Source organism: Xanthomonas sp. CFBP 8443, assembly GCF_025666195.1.
Lineage (GTDB): Bacteria > Pseudomonadota > Gammaproteobacteria > Xanthomonadales > Xanthomonadaceae > Xanthomonas_A.
On the sequence record NZ_CP102592.1, the window covers coordinates 3,570,290 to 3,593,629 of the forward strand.

20 protein-coding genes are annotated in these 23,340 nt (G+C 69.9%); 8 read left to right on the forward strand and 12 right to left on the reverse strand.

All coding sequences use genetic code 11. The features are described from left to right. The first annotated feature begins 18 nt into the window (after nucleotides 1–18). The 3 genes from NUG20_RS15000 to NUG20_RS15010 all read left to right on the forward strand — a co-directional run bounded on the left by NUG20_RS15000 (nucleotide 19) and on the right by NUG20_RS15010 (nucleotide 3,332). Nucleotides 19–852, forward strand: a complete 834-nt coding sequence (locus NUG20_RS15000) for a carboxylesterase family protein (protein ID WP_263395247.1) — start codon at nucleotides 19–21, stop codon at nucleotides 850–852. Between the two features lie 243 nt (nucleotides 853–1,095). Continuing rightward, nucleotides 1,096–1,545 carry a hypothetical protein gene (locus NUG20_RS15005; protein WP_263395248.1) on the forward strand — a complete coding sequence of 150 codons (450 nt, stop codon included), beginning with the start codon at nucleotides 1,096–1,098 and terminating at the stop codon, nucleotides 1,543–1,545. A 524-nt stretch (nucleotides 1,546–2,069) separates the two neighbouring features. Continuing rightward, on the forward strand, nucleotides 2,070–3,332 hold the full coding sequence (locus NUG20_RS15010) for an arsenic transporter (protein WP_263395249.1): 1,263 nt from the start codon (nucleotides 2,070–2,072) through the stop codon (nucleotides 3,330–3,332). 160 nt (nucleotides 3,333–3,492) lie between these two features. On the opposite strand, the gene NUG20_RS15015 is transcribed toward NUG20_RS15010, so the two are convergent. Continuing rightward, on the reverse strand, nucleotides 3,493–4,875 hold the full coding sequence (locus NUG20_RS15015; protein WP_263395250.1) for an amino acid permease: 1,383 nt from the start codon (nucleotides 4,873–4,875) through the stop codon (nucleotides 3,493–3,495). 642 nt (nucleotides 4,876–5,517) lie between these two features. On the opposite strand from NUG20_RS15015, the gene NUG20_RS15020 reads away from it, so the two are divergent. Further along, complete coding sequence (locus NUG20_RS15020) at nucleotides 5,518–6,000, forward strand: hypothetical protein (RefSeq protein WP_263395251.1); 483 nt, start codon at nucleotides 5,518–5,520, stop codon at nucleotides 5,998–6,000. Nucleotides 6,001–6,220: 220 nt separating this feature from the next. On the opposite strand, the gene NUG20_RS15025 is transcribed toward NUG20_RS15020, so the two are convergent. The 9 genes from NUG20_RS15025 to NUG20_RS15065 all read right to left on the reverse strand — a co-directional run bounded on the left by NUG20_RS15025 (nucleotide 6,221) and on the right by NUG20_RS15065 (nucleotide 15,357). Next, on the reverse strand, nucleotides 6,221–6,814 hold the full coding sequence (locus tag NUG20_RS15025; protein ID WP_263395252.1) for a hypothetical protein: 594 nt from the start codon (nucleotides 6,812–6,814) through the stop codon (nucleotides 6,221–6,223). Between the two features lie 293 nt (nucleotides 6,815–7,107). After that, a complete protein-coding gene (locus NUG20_RS15030; RefSeq protein ID WP_263395253.1) occupies nucleotides 7,108–7,989 on the reverse strand; it encodes a DUF6973 domain-containing protein in 882 nt (293 codons plus the stop codon). Nucleotides 7,990–7,991: 2 nt separating this feature from the next. Then, nucleotides 7,992–8,465, reverse strand: a complete 474-nt coding sequence (locus tag NUG20_RS15035) for a hypothetical protein (protein ID WP_263395254.1) — start codon at nucleotides 8,463–8,465, stop codon at nucleotides 7,992–7,994. Nucleotides 8,466–8,628: 163 nt separating this feature from the next. Further along, nucleotides 8,629–9,693: a pectate lyase family protein gene (locus NUG20_RS15040; protein ID WP_263395255.1), complete on the reverse strand. Its 1,065-nt coding sequence runs from the start codon at nucleotides 9,691–9,693 to the stop codon at nucleotides 8,629–8,631. Between the two features lie 465 nt (nucleotides 9,694–10,158). Then, nucleotides 10,159–10,971 (reverse strand): hypothetical protein, encoded by an 813-nt coding sequence (locus NUG20_RS15045; RefSeq protein ID WP_263395256.1) that lies wholly within the window; start codon nucleotides 10,969–10,971, stop codon nucleotides 10,159–10,161. Between the two features lie 232 nt (nucleotides 10,972–11,203). Further along, entirely contained in the window at nucleotides 11,204–13,213 is a 2,010-nt protein-coding gene (locus NUG20_RS15050) for a M1 family metallopeptidase (protein ID WP_263395257.1), read from the reverse strand. Nucleotides 13,214–13,333: 120 nt separating this feature from the next. Beyond that, entirely contained in the window at nucleotides 13,334–14,281 is a 948-nt protein-coding gene (locus NUG20_RS15055; protein WP_185815715.1) for an aspartate carbamoyltransferase catalytic subunit, read from the reverse strand. 19 nt (nucleotides 14,282–14,300) lie between these two features. Further along, entirely contained in the window at nucleotides 14,301–14,798 is a 498-nt protein-coding gene (gene ruvX, locus NUG20_RS15060) for a Holliday junction resolvase RuvX (RefSeq protein ID WP_263395258.1), read from the reverse strand. Beyond that, the gene (locus tag NUG20_RS15065; protein ID WP_263395259.1) at nucleotides 14,791–15,357 is read right to left on the reverse strand and encodes a YqgE/AlgH family protein; all 567 of its coding nucleotides are present in this window, start codon (nucleotides 15,355–15,357) and stop codon (nucleotides 14,791–14,793) included. The genes ruvX and NUG20_RS15065 overlap by 8 nt, the downstream gene beginning before the upstream one ends. Before the next feature lie 105 nt (nucleotides 15,358–15,462). Between NUG20_RS15065 and NUG20_RS15070 the strand changes: the two genes are divergently transcribed. The 4 genes from NUG20_RS15070 (at nucleotide 15,463) to NUG20_RS15085 (ending at nucleotide 20,060) form a co-directional block, all read left to right on the forward strand. Then, complete coding sequence (locus NUG20_RS15070; protein WP_263395260.1) at nucleotides 15,463–17,262, forward strand: DUF4153 domain-containing protein; 1,800 nt, start codon at nucleotides 15,463–15,465, stop codon at nucleotides 17,260–17,262. 15 nt (nucleotides 17,263–17,277) lie between these two features. Next, a complete protein-coding gene (locus NUG20_RS15075) occupies nucleotides 17,278–17,817 on the forward strand; it encodes a DNA-3-methyladenine glycosylase I (protein WP_263395261.1) in 540 nt (179 codons plus the stop codon). After that, complete coding sequence (locus NUG20_RS15080; protein WP_263395262.1) at nucleotides 17,814–19,040, forward strand: hypothetical protein; 1,227 nt, start codon at nucleotides 17,814–17,816, stop codon at nucleotides 19,038–19,040. Before NUG20_RS15075 ends, NUG20_RS15080 begins: the two co-directional genes overlap by 4 nt. 102 nt (nucleotides 19,041–19,142) lie before the next feature. Next, complete coding sequence (locus NUG20_RS15085; RefSeq protein WP_263395263.1) at nucleotides 19,143–20,060, forward strand: DUF72 domain-containing protein; 918 nt, start codon at nucleotides 19,143–19,145, stop codon at nucleotides 20,058–20,060. Nucleotides 20,061–20,133: 73 nt separating this feature from the next. Here the strand turns inward: NUG20_RS15085 and NUG20_RS15090 are convergent, their stop codons facing one another. Both NUG20_RS15090 and NUG20_RS15095 read right to left on the reverse strand, forming a co-directional pair. Next, nucleotides 20,134–21,276: an FAD-dependent monooxygenase gene (locus NUG20_RS15090; protein WP_263395264.1), complete on the reverse strand. Its 1,143-nt coding sequence runs from the start codon at nucleotides 21,274–21,276 to the stop codon at nucleotides 20,134–20,136. An 8-nt stretch (nucleotides 21,277–21,284) separates the two neighbouring features. Further along, nucleotides 21,285–23,339, reverse strand: a complete 2,055-nt coding sequence (locus NUG20_RS15095) for a LodA/GoxA family CTQ-dependent oxidase (RefSeq protein ID WP_263395265.1) — start codon at nucleotides 23,337–23,339, stop codon at nucleotides 21,285–21,287. Nucleotide 23,340 lies beyond the last annotated feature (1 nt).

Here is a 23,340-nt window from a genome sequence, read left to right on the forward strand (position 1 = left end):
CACCGCCGAGGGCCGCCCATGTCCATGCGTTCGTTGCTGATCCTGCTGTGCCTGTCGATGGTCGGTTGCAGCAGCCTGCCCAGCGACCCGGCCAGCGGCCACTTCGTATCCCGCCAGCTGACCGTGGACGGGCGCCTGTACCGCTACCAGGTGTTCGTGCCGGCGCCGCCGCATCGCCAGGGCCCGGTGCCGGTGGTGCTGTTCCTGCACGGGTCCGGCGAGCGCGGCAGCGACGGCAAGCAGCAGGCCGATGCGGGCGTGGGCCCGTACCTGCGCCGCCACCTGGGCGACTTCCCCGCGCTGGTGGTGATGCCGCAGGTTCCGGAGGACCAGGAATGGAACGGGGTCAACGCGACCATGGCGCTGCAGGCGCTGGACGCGGCCAGCGCCGAATTCGGCGCCGATCCGCAACGCACCTACCTGACCGGCATGTCGATGGGCGGTTACGGCACCTGGGAAATCGCGCTGCAGCAGCCGCAGCGCTTCGCCGCGCTGGTACCGATCTGCGGCGCGATCCTGTCCCCGCACGAGGACCGAGAGTATCTGGTGGTCACCCCGGTGGCCGAACTGCCCGACCCCTACACCGCGCTGGCCGAACGCCTGCAGCGGATTCCGGTGTGGATCTTCCACGGTGCGCAGGACGACGTGGTGCTGCCGCACGACGACCGCAAGATCTATCGCGCGTTCAAGAACCTGGAGGCCGACGTGCGCTACACCGAATATCCGGACGGCAACCACAACGCCTGGGACGCCACCTACCGCGACCCGAAGATGTGGCAATGGCTGTTCGCGCAGAAGCGCGGCGCCGACACCGCCGACGCGGCGCCGGAAACCGCGATCGGCGGCAGCTGAGCCGGCGCACGGACCGGCACGGCTTCCGGTCCTTTAACCCCTGTAGGAGCGGCTTCAGCCGCGACAGAAACCCACAGCACAGAGACAGCGTCCGGACAGGAATGTACCTGCCGCTGCCGGAACCGAGCCACGCGAAGGCGGGACAGCAGCGGCAGCCAGTTGCTGTGCGCCTTCGGCGGTGCGGCAGCCACCCGCTCGGCAAAACCGCGTACAGTCCGCGCTCGTTTTCTTCCCGGGCCGCCCATGGCAACCGACACCGCTTTCGCGCAGGCCGACTTCCTCGAACGGCTGCAGCGTCTGGACCCGAGCGTCGCCGAGCTTGCCGGTGCCGCGATTCCGCCGTTGCTGATCGCCACCTCCGATCCCGCCGCCCCCTGGCAGCTCAGCGAGACCGGGCAATGGCTGCTGCAGATGCTCAAGGCCAGGCAGGCGCTGGCGCAGGCCGCGCACGCTACCACGCTGTCCGCCGACGCATTGCGCCGCGACCAGAAGTTCGCGCCGCCCGGACGGCCGTCGCTGCACATCGTGCAGTTGCGCCAGCAGCAGGCGGCGGCGCAGCAGGCGACGCGGCGCGCGAAACAGGACTTCGCACAGGCCGCGGCCGGCTTCGCGCGCAGCGCGGCGCTGTCGCTGCCGGCCAAACCGAGCCTGAGCGATGTCCTGCAGCGCTGGATCGACAGGTATGTGTCTTAGTGGCGGGGATTGGGGATTGGGGATTGGCAGAAGCGTGGCCGGGTCGATCGTTGCATGCACCGCGCACTCGTAGCCTAACCACAGCACTGGTACTCACTTTTCCGGGGTCGGGCGGGGTACGCCAGGCGATGGCGCGCGCAACAGGCACTCGCAGCGCGTGCACGACAGTGGCGCCCGCTTTTTCTCGGAATCGGCAGGAGCGGTTGCGGGAGATTGCCGCATGCAATGTGCGCCAACGTATCCGAAGCCCTGACGTACGCTTTTCCGATTCCCCGGTCGCCGCTTCGCCGCTGCCTCGCTGCTGAACGCCGCCGCGCGCAAACGCCGCGCAATGCGCCGGACGCCAAGCCGGCGGCGACCGGCTTGCTATCCTTGCCGGCCCGTTCTCCCCGCGGTTGCACGCGCCGAATCGCCCCCATGTCCGTCCTTTCCCACGCGTACACCGCGGACCGCAATCCTGCCCGCGTCAGATGCCAGCGGCGCAGCGTGCGTGCACCCTGCCCCGCTGCCGCGGCCGCACGCGCATGCTGAGCGGGCATGCGGCGAACCTCGCCACCTGGAGCATCTGCGCGCTGGCCACGGCCGGGGTGATCGCGCGGCCGTTCAAGCTGCCCGAGGCGCTGTGGGCGGTGGGCGGGGCGTTGCTGCTGATGGCGCTCGGCCTGATGCCCGGCGCCGAAGCCTGGCATGCGGTCCTGAAGGGCTACGACGTCTACCTGTTCCTGATCGGGATGATGCTGCTGTCGGAAACCGCGCGTGCCGAAGGCCTGTTCGATTGGGTGGCGACGCATGCAGTGAACCTGGCCAAGGGCTCGCCGCGGCGCCTGTTCGCGCTGGTGTTCGGGGTCGGCATCGTGGTCACCGCGTTCCTGTCCAACGACGCCACCGCGGTGGTGCTGACCCCGGCGGTGTACGCCGCCGCGCGCAAGGCCGGGGCCAAGCCGCTGCCGCTGCTGTTCGCCTGCGCGCTGATCGCCAACGCCGCCAGCTTCGTGCTGCCGATCTCCAACCCCGCCAACCTGGTGCTGTACGGCGGCACCATGCCGACGCTGGGCGCGTGGATGGCCGCCTTCGCGCTGCCGTCGCTGCTGGCGATCGGGGTCACCTTCGGCATGCTGTACTGGGCCGAGCGCAAGGACCTGCGCGGGCGCTGCGCCGAACGCGTGGACACCGCGCCGCTCAGCCGTGGCGGCGCCTTCGCGCTGGCCGGCATCCTCGCCACCGCGGCGTTGCTGGTCGGCGTCTCCGCACTGGGCCTGGAGCTGGGCCTGCCCACTTGCCTGGCCGGCCTGGCCACGCTGGCCGCGGTGTGCCTGGGCGGCCGGCAATCGCCGCTGCCGCTGGCCAAGGCGGTGTCGTGGGCGGTGCTGCCGCTGGTGGCCGGGCTGTTCGTGCTGGTCGAGGCGCTGCAACGTACAGGGGTCATCGGCGCGCTCGCGCAGGCCTTGGCCGGCGCGAGCGCGCAGTCGCCGCTGGCCACCGCCGGCGCGGCCGGCACGCTCTTGGCGTTCGCCTCCAACCTGATGAACAACCTGCCGGCCGGGCTGATCGCCAGCACCACCATCGCCCAGGCACATCCGCCGCAACTGGTGGTCGATGCGCTGCTGATCGGCGTGGACCTGGGCCCGAACCTGTCGATCACCGGCTCGCTGGCCACCATCCTGTGGCTGACCGCGATCCGCCGCGAGGGCGAGGACGTGGGCTTCTGGCGCTTCCTGAAGGTCGGCGCGCTGGTGATGCCGCCTGCCCTGCTGTGCGCGCTGGGCGCACGCCTGCTGCTGGGCTGAAAGCCCGCGGCTGTTCTGCAGGAGCGGCTTCAGCCGCGACGAACGCAGGCACGACGCTTTTGCGTTCCTCCAAAAATGCAGCGCTCTCTTCTGCCTACATCGCAATGTCCGGCTCAGGTCGCGGCTGAAGCCGCTCCTACAGGGAGCGCAGCGCCCTGCCCTACCCGCGCAGCCGCCGCGCCACGCCGCTGACCAGCGCGATCGCGGCGGTCAGCGCGGCCATCGACAGGAACTGCGCGCGGGTCTCGGCCGAGGCCACCAGCAGGCCGAAGATCAGCGCCAGGATCGCCAGCGCCAGCACGGTCAGCACCGGGTAGCCGCGCATGCGGAACGGCAGGCGGGTGCCGGCGCGGTCGGCGCGCGCGCGCAGGATCAGCTGCGACAGCAGCGAGATCGTCCACACCAGCAGGCAGGTCGCGCCGACGATGTTCAACAGCACCGGCAGCACCCGGTTCGGATACAGCAGCTCCAGCACCGCGGCGACGAAGCCGAACAGCACGCTCGCCAGCACCGCCAGCAGCGGTACCTGGTGGCGGCTGGTGAACGCCAGCGCGCGCGGCGCCTCGCCACGCTGCGCCAGCGAGAAGATCATCCGCGAGGCGCCGTACAGATTGGCGTTGAGCGCCGACAGCAGCGCGATCACCGCGATCAGGGTGATGCCGGTGGCCGCGCCGGGGATCCTGGCCGCCTGCAGCACCGCGGCGAACGGCGAACTCAGCGCCTCGCTCTGCCACGGCACCACCGCGATGATCACGCTCAGCGAGCCGATGTAGAACACCAGGATGCGCCAGGCCACGGTGCGGATCGCGCGCGCGATGCTGCGCTCCGGGTCGGCGGTCTCGGCCGCCGCCACCGCCACGATCTCGGTGCCGCCGAAGGCGAATACCACCACCAGCAGCGCCGCGCCGATGCCGGCGGCGCCCTTGGGCGCGAAGCCGCCGTTGCCGGTGACGTTGGACCAGCCCGGCGAGGCCACGTTCGGCAACCAGCCGGCCAGCAGCGCCACGCCGATCAGGATGAAGGCGATGATCGCCACCACCTTGAGGATCGCGAACCAGAATTCGAATTCGCCGAAATTGCGCACGCCCAGCAGGTTGATCGCGGTGAACGCGGCCATGAACACCATCGCGACCAGCGGCACCGGCAATGCCGGCCAGACCGTGGCCAGCAGGCCGGCCGCACCCACCGCCTCGGCGGCGATCACGATCACCAGTTGCAGCCACCACAGCCAGCCCACCGTCGCCCCCGCGGTGGCGCCCATCGCATCGGCGGCATACACCGAGAACGCGCCGCTGGCCGGCTTGGCCGCGGCCATCTCGCCCAGCGCGTTCATCACGATGATCACCAGCGCGCCGGCGACCAGGTAGGAAATCAGCACCGCCGGCCCGGCCGCGTGCACGCCCACGCCCGAGCCCAGGAACAGCCCGGCGCCGATCGCGCTGCCCAGGCCCATCATGATCAGTTGCCGCGGTTTCAGCGCATGGCTCAGCGCGGGCGTGGCGGACGTGGCAGCGGGACCGGGAGGCATGGACGGATGCGGCATCGGGTTGGTCGATCGGCAGGAATCCCGACACGATACCGCGTCGCGATGGCGGCGTGCTCGCTTGCGTCTGTCGAGGCGATCGGGATGGGCCATTGCCCTGGCGGTTAGGCATCGGCGGCGAGCGTGTGGCGAGCGCCCTTCCGGCAACTGGTGATCGGCCACGGCCGACCGCGAGGCCGCTTGTCGCGCGAAGAGCGCACGTTGCCACCCGGACGTGGACGCGTGCTCGCTTGATCGCTCTTCCCTTCCCTGCCCCTCCCTGCCCTGCCCCTGCCTGTCCCACCCCCTTCCCTGCGCGGCCTATGCACGAGCAAGCGCGCGCTCGGGGCACGGGTGACACGCCAAGTTCGGAAATACAAAACCAGCGAATTTCCTCGCACATCGCGCATGTCATTGATTTTCGGTATTGACAGCGATACTAACGTCAGAAATACTGAACATGCGTCGGGTTGGGAGCCCGCCTCGACGACCGGAGTCCGCGCCGCGGATGGCGCTGCACCGGTCGCACCGCGAGGCTCCGCCCGCACGCGTGATGGCAGGCCGGGAGACGGCCTGCACCGAGCGGCCTGGCCGGAAAGGACCACGGCTGCCGCCCGGCCTCTGGCGCACCGGTCCGCTGCATCAAGACAAGGAGAGACACCCATGTTCAAACCCCTGTTGACCCTGGCCGTCCTGGCCGCCGCGTTCGCGGCGGCGCAGACCCACGCCGCCGGGCAGAAGCTCGAAGCCAACGACGTCGTCCAGGGCCTGGGCGACCGCGTCCCGGCCGGCAAGAAGAACGTCAGCCTGTCGCCGCTGTTCAAGGTCTACACGTTCGAGAAGTCCGGGCTGAAGTTCGCGCAGATCAACTCGTCGAAGGACGACGTGATCACGGTGATCGCGGTCACCCCGGGCACCGAATCGCGCCTGCCGATCGGCTCGGCCGCCGAAGAGCAGCTGATCGCCGTCAACGACGAGAAGGACCGCCCGCTCGGCATGGTCACCGCCGCCGCGAGCTGCCCGTGCAGCGCCACCGTGGTCTACCAGGACGCCAACAACACCATCGTCGTGGTCTACGGCTCCAACGGCGAATACATCACCTCGTACGTGATCCCGCGCACCAAGGCGCCGGCCGCACCGCAGTAACGCGCGCGTCAAGCATCAGCATCCGCGCCGCGACCGGCAACGGCCGCGGCGTTTTCGTTGCAGGCCCAGGCGTCGGGATGCGAAAACACCGTGCGGCCGATCCATGGCCGCATGCATTCCGGACGTAAAAAAAGCGCACGCCAGCGCCACTGGCGCGGCGGACGCCATCCGCTTTGCATGCCTCCGCGTCGCGGCGCGGGCGGCGGCAACCGCTACTGGCTCAGTGCAGTTGGTTGCCCGACAAGACCTGTTGCACCACCAGCAGCGCCGGATCGCGGGCGTCCACCTGCTGCAGGCGCTGCTCCAGTTCCTCGCTGCTCAATACACCCTCGCGGTGCAGCCATTTGAAACGGTTGCGGCGCTGTTCGGGATGCTCTTCGGCGAGCATGACGTCGTACTCGCGCCGCAAGTAGCTGGCGCGGCGCTGTTCGAGCTGCGCGACGATCCGCTCGCCGTCGGCATTCTTGATGATCAGCAGGTTGCCCTTCTCGGTCGGAATGATCAGGTAGTGGGTCACGATCAAGTGATAGGCGGCATAGCAGATCATGCCGACCCACAGCCAGAACGAGGGCGTGAACGCATGCGATTTCAGCGAAGCCATCACGGTCAGCACCAGCCCCAGCACTCCCCACAGCATGCCGGCATTGCGCAGCCACTGATTGCGCTCGGTCAGGGTCTGGCGGTCGCGGCCGATGTCGCCGTAGCCCACCGAGAAGCTGCGGCTGCCGGAGCTGTCCTGTACCGAATAGTGCACTTCGTCGTCGCCGAAGACATAGCCGATACGGTTCGAAAAACGGCGTTGCTGGATGTCCACGATCGTCCCTTGATCTGCGACACCGGCCCCCTGCCGGCGTCCCCGCGGCAAATATAGCCAAAATCGCCGCGCTCCGGTTCCGCGCGCGACATTCGCCTCACGCTGGCGCGGCAGCGCTCAGTGTCCCCAAGCGGTGCCCGCTCGCGCATCGAGGCGCCCCGCCAGGCGCACCCGCCCTGGCGAAAAGCGATGCGGCTTACACCAGGCGCAGGGGCGCGGCAAACCGCTGCACGATCGGTCGCATCGGCCATGCGCCATGCCCGCACGTCGGCGCATGGCGCCGACGCATCGCGCTACGGTCCCCCCGGCGCCGCGTACTGCGGCTGCTGGGCTTGCGGCTGCGTGCGGTGCTGCTCGTCGTACGCGCGCACCAGGTTGTGCTGGTCGGTCTGGTAGACGGTTTCGCGCATGTCCGGCGCCGGCGCGTTGGCGTCGATCTGGGCACGGAAACCGGGGGTCTTGCCGCTGACGAAGATCTGGTCGTTGTGCAGCGTCGCCGTGCCGAGTTGGTCGACCCGCTCGATGCCTTCGGACTTGGCCGCCAGCATCGCCTGCGCGACCTTGGTGTCGGACACCTCGGCCGGCAGTTGCGCGCGCAAGGCGTCGAAATACGCGCGATCCTGATGGCCGGGCGGAAATCGATCCTGGGCCTGATCCTGCAGCCGCGAGACGTCGCGGTTGATGCGGTCCACGTCGCCACCGGTGACCAGGTCGCGCTGCGGGTCGCCTTGCGCCAGTTGCAGGCGCGGATCCTCCGGATACAGCTGGCGCAGGCGCGGATCGGACAGGCCGGTGGCCAGTTCGCCGTTGCGCAGCGCCGCGTAGGTGCGCTGGGCCAGGTCGGGCGCGTCGGCGGCGGCATCGCCCAGGCGGCGGCCGGCCTCGTTGTTCCACAGGTCCATGCGGTGTTCGTACGGATCGTTGGGATGCGCCGCGCCGATCTCCGCGTCGTTGCCGAAATGGCGTGCGACCCACTGCATGCCGCCGGCGACCTGGGTGACGCGGCCGCTGGTATAGGCATGGCGGAACGCATCGAGCTCGTCGTTGTGGCCTTGCGCGGCGAAGCTGCCGTCGGGCCGCCTGGCCAGCGGCGTGCCGCTCAACTGCTCGTAGTACCGATAAGCCTCCTGCTCGATCTCCCGCTTGGCGCCTTTCGGGTCGGTGATGTCGACCATGACTAGCCTCCCTGACGACTCTTCTGGAATTCCACCGGGCCGGTGTATCCGGGATATTTCTTCCTGACCACGATCCTGTCGCCCGGGCCGAGGCAGGCGTCCTCCAGCGAATCCTGCACGTGGCCCTCGTCGACGAAGAACTCCTCGTAGGGCAGCGACAGCACGCGCTCGTCGCCGTCCACGGTGAACTTCAGCAGCAGCGCGTCGTCGCGCTCGAAGCACAGGCGCTGCCATGCGAATGTGGTGAGCGCCGAAGCCGGCACCTCCACGGCATCCCGGCCACCCAATAACGTGGTGACCTGCTGCGCGAATTGCTCTTTGGAAAGCGAAGGATCGGCCATGGTGCATCCTGCGGTCGAGACGAGAGAAAGGATCAGCAACGCGGCGCGGCGCAATCGGCGCATCGGCATTCGCAAGCCTGCAGGGCCTACGGCGCGGCAGCGCGTGCGCAGCGCAAGGGAACTGGCGTCAGACATGGGACGTGGCTCCTTCCGCCGTCGATGGCGCATTCTGGGATATCCGCGCACCCGACTCAAGCGCGGAGGCCGCGGCCCGGGAGGCGCATCCCGAATGGCGGCGGGCAGGCCCGCGCCGCGGACGCAGGCGCCCCGGTTGTCCGGGGCGCCAGGGAGGTTCGCGTTACTCGGCCAGATTGGTGCCGGCGCCGGCCGTGGCGATCACCTTGGCCTTGACCTGCGCGGCCGGAATCGCGGTGTACAGGTAGCCCAACGGCTCGGGGAACACCTTCGACGAGATCCAGGTGGTGGCGTTGGCGTAGGGCTTGCTGGTGCTCTCGGGCACGGTCCAGGTGATGCCGCTGCCGACATGGTTGTTGACCAGGTCCCAGTAGCCGATCGCGGTGCTGTCGCGCGAGGTGACCGGGTTCTTGGCGTTCTCGAAGTAGTTGGCCTCGATCAATGCCACCCCGCCCATGCGCACGTTGATGCCGGAGGTGAGCACGTTGTTGAAGTAGTTGTTGTAGATGTGGCTCAGGCCGCGGCGTTGCAGCGGCAGCCGCGATTCCACGTTCTCGAAGCGGTTGTGGTGATAGGTGGTGCGCGCGGCGGCGTTCTTGGTGTCGTTGTCGCTGTAGCCGTTGAGCGCGACCTTCTGGTAGTCGTGCACGTAGTTGTACGACACGGTGACGTGGTGGACGCCCTTCTTCATGTCGATGCCGCCGTCGAAGGAGGCGTCGCCGGCGCCGGCGCACTTGGTCAACGAGGCGAACAAGGTGTTGTGGTCGACCCAGATGTTGGACGGCTCGCCAGTGGAATTGCCTTCCAGCGAGATCGAGTCGGCGTCCTCGCCGCCGCGCAGCAGGCCGATGGTCATGTTGCGGATGATGATGTTGTGCGCATTGCCCACCACCCACAGGCCGAAGTTCGCCGACGAGCCGTTGGCGCCGCGGATGGTGATGTTGCTCTTGTTCTTGATCTGCACGGTCTTGGCTGGCAGCTGCCACTGCGTGCAGACATTGCCGATGCTGGCGAAGTCGAACTGGCCGGTGTAGTTCAGCACCAGGCCGCCGCTGCCGGAATAGTTGTTGATCGCGGCCTGCATCGCCTCCATCGTGGCGACGTTGATCGGGATCGCGTTGCCGCCGCCGGTGGTGGCGGCGCCGTAGCCGATCGGGCCGGCGATAGCGGGCGATACGCACAACAGCGAGGCAAGCGCGAGCATGCCTGTGAGGGACTGGGTGTTCATCGGACTCTCCCATTTTGCAGCGAAAAGCGCCTGGCGCCCTGCGCGGAACGCGATGGGCGATGGCACGGGGCGATGGCACGGGGCGTGGGGGCCGGGCGCAGTCTTGGCGCGAGCCGGCGCAGGCGCAATCCCTCAAATCGGGAAGCTAGATCCGCTCCTACGATCGGCGAGCGAGACAGGCGAAGCGGACACGAACGGACAGATGGGGACAGACAACGACAGCCGCAGACAGGCGTGCGCGGCGCGATCGCGCGCGACACTGCACATGTGCCGAACACGACGAAGAACCGCAGCGCAGCGTCGTCCGCACGCCGCTCGGCGCCACCTGCCGAGCGCGTTCGTTGCGCGGTGGAGACAATCGCGCGTCATTGCCACGCCTGCCCCCATGCAGCCGATGTTGCGCGTGCAGCATGAACCGGCGCACGCGATGTCGGCCGGCCGTCGTCGCCAACGACCGCCCGAACGCTACGGGTCCGCTGGCGCCGGCGCGATCCTGCCGTGCTCGCGCGCCGCCCACGCCGTGCGCTTCTGCGCGGACCCGAGCAGCGTGGTGGCGCGGCTGTTGTGCGGGCGTGCGGTATAGAGGATCCATTTGGGCAATCCGGGCAGATCTGCATCGGCGTACGCGGCACGCCCGTGTTCGAAACGCAACAGGCGATACACCCAGAACAGGTGCGGCTTGCGGTCGCGGGTCAGCGACGCATCGGCCCAGACCGGCACCAATTGCAGCAGTCCGCAACCGGCACGGTGCGGCAGCAGCCGGTAATCGTCGGCAGTGGGTTCGTGGGTCTCCACGTCGATCGACCGATAGCCCTTGCCGTCGGACAGCAGCACCCGGCGCCAGGCGTTGCCGCCGGCCAGGCCGACTCCGCCGCTGCCGAGAGTGACGACGAAATCCGGTCGCCGGTCGCGGTTGAGGTCCATCGTTTCCACGCCATGGAACCCCATCTGCCCGCCGCTCAAGGCGACCGGCGCGACCAGGGCGCGATCGTGCGCATCGAATAGCTGCAGCGTCGGCATATCGGTGAAATCGAGCTGCAGGCGGATGCCCGCATGGCGGTAGGTCGACATCCCACCCCAGCGCACCTCGCCGCCATCGGCCGGCTCCAGCGCCTGCACCTTGCATGCCGGGCTCGGCGGCGTGCCGGCCCAGGGCGGGTACTGCGGATGCCAGGCGCCGGCCAGCGGCGCGGCAGCCAGCAGGCACAGCAGCGCGGCCAGACGCGATGCGGCGCAGCGCCATCGCCGCAACAGGCGTGCGCGTGGCGGCGATGCCATCGCATCGATCCGGCGCGCGCGGATGACCCATGCAACGCGCGACGCCATGCTCGGTACTACAGCGCTACATGAAGCGATCGCCACGGCGGCATCGACACTTGCTGGCAAGAACCTTCTCCCTGCGTGCGAACGCACACGGACGCATGCGGACGCGTGCGGAGCGGCACTATCGCCGCGCCGGCGGCACGGCGCAAGCGGCACGCAGCCGCCACGCGCCGCGCAGCCCGCGGACTCAACTCACCGCGTCGATCTCGTTGTCGCCGCGGTCGGCATCGGGCAGGCGATGATCCAGATCCAAGGTCACGTGCAGCACCTTCTGCGTGCTCGGCACGCGGATCTGCGGCTGGGTCTGCTGGATCCAGGTTTCCACCGGTACGCGCTGGTCGAGGTGGCTGCCATCGGCGAAGTCGATGCGCAGCGTCGCCGGCATCACCAGTTTCTGCCTGCTCTGCAAGGTCACCAGCAGGCCCTTGGCCGGGTCGTGCCCGACATAGCTGGCCGCGCGCACGCCCATGTCCAGTTGCCAGTTGTTGAGATACCAGCCGCGCCACCACCACGACAGGTCTTCGCCGGATTCGCTTTCCATCAGCCGGAAGAAATCCGACGGGGTCGGATGCTTGTACGCCCAGGTGGCGATGTACTTGCGGAACGCCGGGTCGAAGCGCGCCGGGCCGAGGATCTGTTCGCGCAGCAGCACCAGGCCCAGCGCGCCCTTGAAGTAGGTCAGCGAGTGCCGGTAGGTCTCGCTGGTGGCGTCAGCGCGGTCGAGCAGGGTTGGCGCCTGCGCGTCGGCCAGCAGCGGCAGGATCTCGTCGACCGGGTTGCCGCCCTTGGGCGCGTACTCGCTGTCGCGCTTGGGCGCGAATTCGCCATGGTTGATCGCATCGGAGGCGTAGACGTCGATGAAGGTGTTGAAGCCTTCGTCCATGAACGCGTCGCGGCGCTCGTTGGAACCGACGATCATCGGGAACCAGCCGTGGCCCAGTTCGTGCGCGGTGATCCAGAACAGTTCCTTGCCGCCGTCGTGCATGTCGTCGAAGACGATGCCCGGATACTCCATGCCGGCGCCGTGACCGCCGAGGTTCACCGCCACCGGCCACGGATACGGATACCACTGCGAGAAGTGCTCGATCGAGGCCTTGACGAACTCGGTGGAACGGTCCCATTTGTCGGCGCCGACGCCTTCGCGCGGATACACCGACATCGCCAGCGCGTGCTTGCCTTCGGGCAGGTCGATGCGCGCGGCGTCCCAGACGAACGCCGGCGAGGCGGCGAAGGCCACGTCGCGGGTATGCGCCATGTGGAAGCGCCAGGTCTGGGTGCCGCTGGCGGTGGGCCGGCTGGCCGCATCGCCGATCTCGGCGGCGCTGCGGATCGTCACGGTGCGGTCGCTGGCCGCGGCCTGCGCCAGGCGCTGGCGCTGTGCGGCGGTGAGCACCTGCGCCGGGTTGGTCAGTTCGCCGGAACCGGCGACCAGGTAGTTCCATGGCACCGTCACCGCGTAGTCGAAGTCGCCGTATTCCAGGTAGAACTCCGCGCCCAGGTAGGGCTGCGTGTCCCAGCCGCGCTGGTCGTCGTACACCGCCATGCGCGGATACCACTGCGCGATCTCGTAGATGTCGCCATCGCCGGTCGGGGTGATCGCGGTGCGTCCGCCCCAGGTGCCGGGCACCGTGTAGGCGTAGTCGATATGCAGCTTCAGCGCCGCGCCGGCGCCGGCCAGCGGTTGCGGCAGGTCCACGCGCATGCGCGTGTCGTCGATCAAGAAGTTGGCCGGCACGCGCTTGCCGCCCTGCTCCACGTCCACCCTGGCGATGCGGTAGCCGTCGGTAGCCGGCGACGGCGCACGCTCCTCGCGCGCCGGGCGCACGCCGCGGGCGCGCGCGTCGGCGCGGTAGATGTTCTGGTCCAGCTGCAGCCACAGCACGTCCAGCGTGTCCGGGCTGCGGTTGCGGTAGGTGATGGTTTCCTGGCCGCTGAGCGAGCGCGTGGCCGGATCGATGCTGGCGTGCAGGTCGTAGTCGGCGCGGTTCTGCCAGTACAGCGGCCCGGGCACGCCGCCGCCGCTGCGATAGGCGCTGGCCGGCTGCGGCAACTGCAGCGGCGCGAACAGGGCGAGCGGGTCGTAGCCGCTGGCGGCAGCGGGCGAGGCGGCGACCGGCGCGGCGGCGTTGGCCTGGACGAGGACGAGAAGCGAGGCGCAAGCCGCGGCGAAACCGGCGCGGCGCAGGGCATGGATCATGGGGGCGTCCGTGGGAGGATCGCCCCCGATGGTAGGCCGAATCGGGGTGGCGCGGATGTGCCGATCGCCACCCGCAGCGCCGGGGTTCCCACAAGATCCGTCGCGATCACACGACGGCGATCACCCCAGCAACGTCTCCAGCACCGCCATGCGCACCGCCACGCCGTTGGCGACCTGGCGCAGCACGCACGACTGCGGACCGTCGGCCACCTCGTCGGTGATCTCCACGCCGCGGTTGATCGGCCCCGGGTGCAGCACCACCGCGCCCGGCGCGGCGCGGCGCAGGCGTTCGGCGGTGAGGCCGTACTGCGCGTGATAGCCCTCCAGCGAGGACACCAGACCTTCCTCCATGCGCTCGCGCTGCAGGCGCAGCATCATCACCGCGTCCACGCCGTCGAGCATGGCGTCGAAGTCGTCGCCGACCACGCAGCCGTCCAGGGTGCCGTCGTCGGGCAGCAGCGCCTGCGGGCCGCACACGCGCACCTCGCCGGCGCCGAGCGTGCGCAGCGCGTGCAGGTCCGAGCGCGCCACGCGCGAATGCTTGACGTCGCCGACGATGACCAGCTTGAGCTTGGAAAAATCGCCGCCCTTGGCATGGCGCAGGGTCAGCATGTCGAGCAGGCCCTGAGTGGGATGCGCGCTGCGGCCGTCGCCGGCGTTGATCAGCGCGGTGCCCTCGCCTGCGGCCTCGGCCAGGCGCTCGACCGCACCATCCTCGGGATGGCGCACGACGAAGCCGCGCACGCCCATCGCTTCCAGGTTCTTCAGCGTATCGCGCGCGGTCTCGCCCTTGCGCGTGGACGAGGTCGAGGCGTCGAAGTTCAGCACGTCCGCGCCGAGCCGTTGCGCAGCCAGCTGGAACGAGCTGCGGGTGCGCGTGGACGGTTCGAAGAACAGCGTGCACACCGCGGTGCCGGCCAGCACGTTGCGCTTGCCGACCCGGCCGACCGCCGCGTCGCGGATCTGCCCGGCGCGGTCCAGCAGTTGCAGCAGGGTCGCGCGCGGCAGGCCTTCCAGGGTCAGCAGGTGGCGCAGGCGCCCGTTGGAATCGAGTTGCGGGTCAGTCATGGCGGGTCCGGGCAGGGAATCAGGAAATGGGCGTGGCGTCGTCGGGCGCGGCCAGCCAGCGCTCGATGATCACCGCGGCGGCGACCGCGTCCAGCGCGGCGGCGTCGCGGCGGCGCTTGCGGCCTTCGGCGCGGTCCACGGCGAAGCGCTTGGCGGCCTCCACCGAGCTGGACCGCTCGTCGACCAGCACCACCGGCAACTTGTAGCGGGCGCCGAGTTCGCGGGCGAAGGCGTGCGCGCGCTTGCGGTTGGGTTGGTCGGCGCCCTCGAGGGTCAGCGGGTCGCCGACCACCAGGCCATGCGGGCGCCATTCGGCATGCAGGCGATCCAGCGCCGGCCAGTCCGGCCCCTGCGCATGCACGTCGACCACGGCCAGGGCGCGGGCGCCGCTGCCGAAACTGCTGCCGACGGCCACGCCGATGCGGCGGTTGCCGACGTCGAAGCCGAGCACGGTGCCGTCGCGGCGGATCGTGCCGGCGGCGGCGCTGTCCGCGGCGGGCGCGCCGGGCTCAGGCATGCCCGCTGTAGTCGGTGAGGCGGAACAGATCCACGCCGATGCGGCCGGCGGCGGTCTGCCAGCGCCGCTCCAGCGGCAGCTCGAACAGCAGTTCGGCATCGGCCGGCGCGGTCAGCCAGCTGTTCTCGCCCAGTTCGTATTCGAGCTGGCCGGCGCCCCAGCCGGCGCAGCCCAGCGCGACCACCGCGTTGCGCGGGCCGTCGCCGCGGGCCATCGCCTCGAGCACGTCGCGCGAGGTGGTCAGGAACAGGCCGTCGCCGAAGGCCAGGCTCGAGTCCCAGGCGCGCTCGCCGTCGTGGATCACGAAGCCGCGCTCCGGATGCACCGGCCCGCCGCTGAGTACCACCTGCTCGCGCAGGCGCTCGTCGATGGTATCGATGCCCATCTGCGACAGCACTTCGCCGAGCGTGTATTCGGAGGCGCGGTTGACCAGCACGCCCATCGCCCCGTTCTCGTCGTGCTGGCAGATCAGCGCCACGCCGCGCGCGAAATTGGGATCGGACAGCGCCGGCAGCGCGATCAGCAGCTGGTTGGCCAGGGGGGTAGGCAAAGCGGACATGGCCCCATTCTATCGTCCCTCCCGGGCGCGCGCTGCGCCGGGCCGGATCGGGCTGCCATAATCGCCCGATCGCGCGTCACCGCGCCGCCAAGGATGCTGAATCGTATGGACACTTCGCCCGACCTGCCGCGCCAGACCCGCGCCTTCATCGTCCTGGTGGCGCTGCTGCAGGGCGCGCTGATGTACCTGGCGCAACGCGGCGCGGAGACCGGCCTGTGGCCGTTCGAGACGCTGGGCGGCCGGGTGTGCTGGTACACCCTGGTGCTGACCGTGCCGTCGATGACCCTGCTGTCGGTGCGGCACCTGAACGAGCTGCGCCTGTGGCAGCACGTGATCGCGGTGGCGCTGCTGGTGGCGGCGCTGTCCGGCTGGGCGGCCTGGAGCGCCACCGGCGCGCCCGGGCTGCGCAGCACGCAGGTGCTGGGCCCGTTTGGCGTCACGATCGCGCTGGCCATGTTCGTGCTGCTGCCGTGGCTGCAATGCCGGCTGCAGCATGGCCAATGGCAGGCGCCGTACCGCGAGCTGTTCGAACACGCCTGGCAGAACGCGCTGACCCTGGCGCTGGCCGGGCTGTTCGTCGGCATCTGCTGGCTGGTGCTGAGCCTGTGGGGCGCGCTGTTCGCGCTGGTGAAACTGAACTTCTTCCGCGATCTGTTCCGCGAAACCGCCTTCATCTACCTCGCCACCGGCACCATGTTCGGCCTCGGCCTGCTGATCGGCCGCACCCAGCAGCGTGCGGTGCAGGTAATGCGGCAGATCCTGTTCGCGATCTGCACCGGGCTGCTGCCGCTGCTGGCGTTCGTGGCGGTGCTGTTCGCGCTGAGCCTACCGTTCACCGGGTTGCAGCCGCTGTGGGAAACCCGCGCCGCGGCGACCATCCTGATCGCGCTGGTGGCGGCACTGGTGGTGTTCGTCAACGCGGTGTACCAGGACGGGGCAGCCACCCCGCCCTACCCGCAATGGCTGCGGCGCCTGATCGACGCCGGCCTGCTGAGCCTGCCGCTGTACGCGGCGCTGGCGCTGTACGCGCTGTGGCTGCGCATCGACCAGTACGGCTGGAGCGCGGAGCGGTTCAGTGGCGCGCTGGTGGCGGTGGTCACCTGCGGCTATGCGTTCGGCTACGCGTGGGCGGTGCTGCGTCCGGGCGGACACTGGCTGCGGCCGCTGGCGCCGGTCAACCGGATCATGTCCTGGGTGGTGATCGGCCTGGCGCTGGCCAGCGCGTCGCCGCTGCTGGATCCGTACCGCATCGTCGTCGGCAACCAACTGCAGCGCCTGGCCGACGGCCGCACCGCGGCCGCGGAGATGGACCTGTCCTACCTGCGCTTCGACAGCGGTCGCCGCGGCTACCGCGCCATGCAATCGCTGCGCGACGCGCCGGCCTTCGCCAACGACCCGGTACAAAGCGAGCGCCTGCAGCGCACTCTGCAACGCACGCAACGCTGGGGCGACGAACGCAGCGACGCGCGCGAGCAGGCGCGCATCGCCGACCCCGTCCAGCTGCGCCAGCACATTCCGCTCGCCGCCGGCAGCGCCGATCCCGGCGCCGACTGGTGGCAGGCGCTGCTCGCCGGCCAGTTGCACGACGGCGACTGCCGGCAGCGCGACAGCCGCTGCGTGCTGGTGCTGCGCGACCTGGACAGCGACGGCAGCGACGACACGCTGCTGTGCAACGAGAACGAGACCTACGGCATGGAGTGCCGCCTCCACGCGCGCAGCCAGGACCGCTGGCAGGACGCGGGGCGGGTGCATTTCTTCGCCCGCGACGCCAAGCGCCAGGATGCGCTGCTGGAGACGCTGCGCGCCGGCAAGCTGGAACTGGCGCCGCGGCGCTGGCCGGACCTGAAACTGCCGGATACGCAGCGCGCCGAGGTTTCCCCCGAAAACCAGGACCAGGACGATTGACGGAGCCGGCACAGCATGACCACCTATTGCGACATCGCCCCTGGCCACGCCTTGCACGGCCCCTACCACGACGACGAATACGGCGTGCCGCAGCGCGCCGAAGCCGAGCTGTTCGAGCGCCTGATCCTGGAGATCAACCAGGCCGGGCTGAGCTGGGAGCTGATGCTGAAGAAGCGCGCCGGGTTCCGCGCCGCCTACGCCGGGTTCGACGTGGACACGGTCGCCGCCTATGGCGAGGCCGACGTGTTGCGCCTGCTCGCCGATCCCGGCATCGTCCGCAACCGGCTCAAGGTGCAGGCCGCGATCCACAACGCGCAGGTGATCCAGGGCCTGCGCGCATCGCACGGCGGTTTCGCCGCATGGTTGGACGCGCACCATCCGCGCGACAAGGCCGACTGGATCAAGCTGTTCAAGCGCACCTTCCGCTTCACCGGCGGCGAGATCACCGGCGAATTCCTGATGAGCCTGGGCTACCTGCGCGGCGCGCACCGCGAGGACTGCCCGGCGTTCGCGCGCATCGCGCAGCTCGATCCGGCGTGGATGCGCAAGGCATGAGCCAGCGCACGGCGCGGATGCGGACGCAGGCCGTCGACACCGCGTCGCTGCGGATGCGCCAGCCATGGCGGGTGGCGACGGTCGCGCTGTTCGCCTTGGCCGCCTGCACCGCAGCGCACGCGCAAGCCGCCGACGCCACGACGACGTTGCCGCAGGTCCTGGAGCGACTGCGCCTGGAGATCGAGGCCGTGCCGGCCACCGATCCCACCCCGATCGACACGGTGCTGCAGCGCCATGCCGACCGCACCGCCCTGAGCTTCGATATCGTCACGACCGGCGACGACGGCGAACCGGCGCCAGCGCCCGCGCAACCGCCCGGCGTCGCCGATGCCGAGTGGCAGGCCTTGCGCAGGTACTGGGGACCGGCGGGCAACGTGCAGAACGACGATTCCGAGAACGGCTACCACCGCTACACGCTGGTCGACCTGGACGAGGACGGCCAGCGCGATCTGCTGGACACGGCCTACGTCGGCGGCACCGGCCTGTTCACCGAAATCGCGGTGCTGCAGCGCGACGCCGCACATGGCTTCGTCGCGCTTCCCGGCAACGCGTCCGGCGCCGACCCGGCGGCCGGCGTGTTCAGCATCAACGGCCGCGGCGGCGACCAGGCGCTGTACTGGCTGCGCATCGACGGCCGAAGCTATGCGGCCTATCGCGACGGCGATTACCTGCAGGACACGCTAAGCCTGTCGCGCCCGTTGTCGGCGCTGCCGGGCGAACGCGCCAGCGCGCGCGTGCTGCAGGTGCGCTACCGCTACCGGCATACGCTGGCGCCGCCGCCGCAAGACCCGGCGCAGGCCACCCCCGAGAACCACGACAGCGCCCGCTGGCTGGCGCAGCACCCGCAGTTGCGCGCGGTCGCGGACCGGCAACTGCAGCAGCTCGGCTTCGACGCGCAGGGCCGGCAGCGCAGCCCGGATGCGAACGCGCGCTGCCCGGTTCCGGCCGAGGTCGACGACGCCGAAGAACGCGCGCAGTGGCCGTGGCACGACGCCGGCCACTACACCTTCGACTACGTTGCCGACCTGCGCCTGCGGCAGGGTGCTGAGTGCTACAGCGCCAGCATCGTCGCGTTCCGCAGCAGCTACCTGACCTCCTACGAAGACTGCTGCGCGCTGTGGCTGTACGCCGCGCCGGGCCGCCAGGCGGCGACCCTGCCGCTGCTGTCCAGGCGCGAGCGCGCCAGCGTCGCGGTGATCGCGGCCGCGCCGGCCGCGCAGTGAACGCCACCGGCTGACCACGCCGCTGCGCGCGGCCAGCGCGCTCGACACCGCCTTGCCGCGACCTGCACGGCGCTTGCACGCCGGCGCCGGCATGGTCGGTGCATGAGCCTGCGTATCGGCATTTCCGGATGGCGCTATCCACGCTGGCGCGGCGTGTTCTATCCGTCCGACCTGGTGCAGCGTCGCGAGCTGGAGTACGCCGCGCGCTGTTTCCGCTCGGTCGAGCTCAACGGCTCGTTCTATTCGCTGCAGACGCCGAAGAGCTACACCGCCTGGCATGACGCGACGCCGCGCGACTTCGTGTTCGCGGTCAAGGGCCCGCGTTTCGTCACCCACCTGAAACGGCTGCGCGACTGCGAGCAGCCGCTGGCCAACTTCTTCGCCTCCGGCCTGCTCGGCCTGGGACCGAAGCTGGGGCCGTTGCTGTGGCAGCTGCCGCCGTCGCTGGCCTTCGACCACGCGCTGCTGGACGATTTCCTGTCGCTGCTGCCGCGCACCAGCGAGGCCGCGCTGGCGCTGGCCGGCAAGCGCGACGCCAAGCGCATGCGCGAACGCAGCCTGCTCGCCATCGACCGCAACCGGCGCCTGCGCCATGCGCTGGAAGTGCGCCATCCCAGCTTCGCCACGTCCGAGGCGATGGCGCTGCTGCGCAAGCACCGCGTGGCCGTGGTGCAGGCCGACACCGCCGGCAAGTGGCCGTACCTGGAAGACGTGACCGCCGATTTCCTGTACCTGCGCCTGCACGGCGACGCGCAGCTCTACGCCAGCGGCTACAGCGACAAGGCGCTGGACGCCTGGGCCGCACGCATCGACGCCTGGCACCGCGGCGGCGAGCCGGCCGATGCGCAACGCGTCGGGCCGGCCGCCGCACGGCGCACGCGCCGCGACGTGTACTGCTATTTCGACAACGACATGAAGGTGCACGCGCCGTTCGACGCGCGGCGCCTGGCGCAGCGGCTGGGCGTGCCGACGCCGTGTCCGGATCGTGCGCAGCCGCTGGACGCAGCCGAAGAGGACTGAGCGATTCGCCGCTGCGCGGTCGTGCCGGGCACGGGCTGCGCTTCGGCCGTGCAATCGAGGATAACGCGCACCGTCACCGCGACCAGCGCGCCTGCCAGAACGGCGCCTGTGGCCAGCGCCGTTCGCGCGCATACAGCGCGTGGCGCAGACGCAGGTGCTCGGTGAACCGGGCGAACACGCGCTCCTGGTAGCTAGCCAACGCCACCGGCCCCGCGCCGTGCAGATGCTGCGCAAGCGCGTGCCCCGCCGCCTCGCCGTCCTGCAAGGCCTTGACGATGCCCTGCGCGGCGAGCGGATCGTAGGCGCTGGCGGCGTCGCCCACCGCCAGCCAGCGTTCGCCGACCACGCGGCTCAGGATCGCCGCCGGCGCCAAGGCCGCCAACAAACCGCCGTTGTCCGGCAAGGTCGCCTCGCCCTGCTGCAGCCAGCGCGCAACGTGCTGCGTGTCCTTGGCCGCGGCCAGCCACACCGCGGCATCGCGGCAATAGCGTTGCCGCGCGGGATCCACCGCCAGCGCCACGACCATCCGCTCTCCCGGCAGCTTGGCCGCATACCACCAGCCGTCCTGGCAGGCTTCCAGCAAGGCCTGCGACGGGATCGCGTCGGGACGCTGCAGCGCGAACACGGCGGCGACGAAAGCCAGGCAATCGACCTCGTTGCGGGCCACGCCCAGCCGCCGCACCGCGGCCGCGGCGATGCCGCTGGCGTCGACCAGGAACCCGGCCTGCAGCTGCCGATGGCGGCCATCGCCATCGCGCAATTCCAGCAGGTAGCCGCCCTGCTCGGTACGGCTTATCCCGCAAAGACGCAGACCACGCAGCACGCTGCCGCCACGCGCGGGCACCGCCGCGGCGAGCATCGCGTCGAAGGCGCTGCGGTCCACATGCCAGCCCTTGCCTTGGCCGGCGACGATGAAATCGTTGTAGCCAAGCTCGGGCTTGCCCCAGCTGGCGCAACTGCCGGCCGAGGACAACGGCGCCTGTGCCAGGAAGGTGTCCCACACGCCCAGGCGCTGCAGCACGGCGGCGCCATTGGGCGCAATCGCCTCGCCCAGCCGCCAGCCAGGCGCCCGCCCCAGATCGACCACTACCGTGTCCTCGACCCCGTGCGCGGCCAGCGCGAGCGCGGTGGCGCAGCCGGCGGCGCCGCCGCCGACGATCGCCACCGCGTGGCGGCCGCTGCTCGCCGTGCCGCTGGCCAGCGTACGCGCCGCCATGCCCAGGATCAGCGCTTGGGCGGCGTGTACTTGGGGATGTCCGCCATCGGCCATGGCGCCACGTAGTCGCTGCCGACATCGAAGCGGCTCTGCACTTCCAGGAAGATCTCCGCGGGATAGGCCGGCTTGCCGTCAGCGGCCGGAATATGCGCGCCGCTGATCACGAAGCCGACCTTGGCCCAGTTGTCGACGAAATCCTGGTACTGCTGGAAGCGCCCCACTTGCGCCGGATAGTCGCTGTCGGTGCCGTTGCCGCGGACCGAATACACCTGCTGGCCCACGCTCCAGGTCAGATCCCCCGGATCGAAGGTGCACAGCGAGACCGGATACACCGCGAACGGCCGCTCGGCCGGCCACGACCAGAACAAGGTGTTGTTCACGCCCGGATTGGGATCGGGCAGATGCGTGGCGCAGGAGTTGTAGTCGGTGTGCCAGGGGACCGACATGAACTTGGACACGTCACCCGGCTCCACCGGCTGGGTCTGCAGCGGCACGTAGCCGAAGCTCAGGAACGGCGCGCCAGGCGTCGCCTTGCTGTAGTCCAGCGGCGCCTGGCGCACGCGGAACGGCCCGCAATCCTGTGCCTGCCAGTCCTGCACGTAGAGGTTGACGTCGCGGATCGGGAACGACACCTCGATGCCCGGGCTGTAGCGGCCGCCCAGGCAGTTCTCCAGGGTGATGCGATCCAGCGTCTCGCCCGGTCCCAGCGCCGGTCCGGCGCCTTGCGCGTAGGTCTTGTTGTGCCACTGGCCGAGCAGGAAGTACTGGGTCGGGCTGACCGTCAGAAAACTCTTGGCCGCATCGCCGAGCGACAGCGGCATCATCGGCGAGCCGGTCTTGATGTCGGCCGCGGAGGCCGGATCGCGGATCAGCGTCTTCAGGTTGGGAATCTTGACCGTGGGATCGTCGCTGGGGGTGATCGCACCGATCATGTCGTGGCCGCGGATCGCGGCGGACGGCAGGTTGGTGTTCCAGCGCTGCAACATCGCCGCATGGAAAATCGGCTGGATGTCGTCGCCGAAGGACGGCTGGTAGTTCGCGACGAACCCGCCGCCCGCGTACAGCGACGGCACCAGCGCCAGCTCGCGCACCCACACGTCGTAGACGTCGTCCCAGGTCGAGACCACGTTGCGGGTCTGCGGCGCGTAACCCGGATCGCCGGTGACGTACCACGCGCCCTGCACGCTAGCGGTGGAGCCGTCGTCGAAGAGCAACACCGCGTTGACCGGGCCGTCGGCCGCATCGTCGAACCACAGGCCGTTTTCGGTCGCGTCGTTCAACGGCGGCCAGCTGCCGTCCTGGTCGATCACCGCCACCGTCCTGGCGAAGCCGCCGGCGACGACCAGCGCGCCGTCCTGCTCCACGCGCAGGTCGCCCAGCGAATCGATCGGACCGAGCGGTTCGTGCAGCTGATGGAAATCGGCGGGAAAGCTCTTCGGGTAGTCCACCGCGGTGATGGTCCCGGACGCATCGGCGTAGGCGGCCTGGGTCCGGGCGTCGAAGTCGATGACGCTGCCGGTTCCGCTGGCGGCGCTGATCGCGCGCGGGCCGGGATCGATGACCAGCTGGCGCAGGCGGGTCGGATCGTGGGGATCGCTGGTGCCCGCATACTCCGGATTGCGCAGCTGCAGCGGGCTCTGCGGCGAAGGCGGATACGCCTCGATGCCGATGAACAGATTGCCTTTGCTGACGGTCGAATAGTTGTTGAGCTTCTTGTTGGCCAGATGCACGGTCCAGACGATGTCCTTGACCGTCCTGCCGTCGATCGTGCTGCCCACGTCCACGCGCGTGCCGCCGCCGTTTGGGTAGGTGCCGGAACTGCCGCTGGGATAGGCGTAGATGTGGAAACGCGCGGCCTGGCGCTTGACGTTGCCGTCGGCATCGCGGAACTGGTCGGCGGTGATCGGCGTGGACTCGGTACCGGGCTGCACCGGCAACCCGCCCATCAGGCCGTCGGCGCCGCGCGCGCCGGCCGCGGTGACCGGCGCCAGATAGAATTCCTGGCTATCGCCGACGCGGCCGATGCCGATCGTCGGATGCACTCGAAACACGTTGCTGGACATG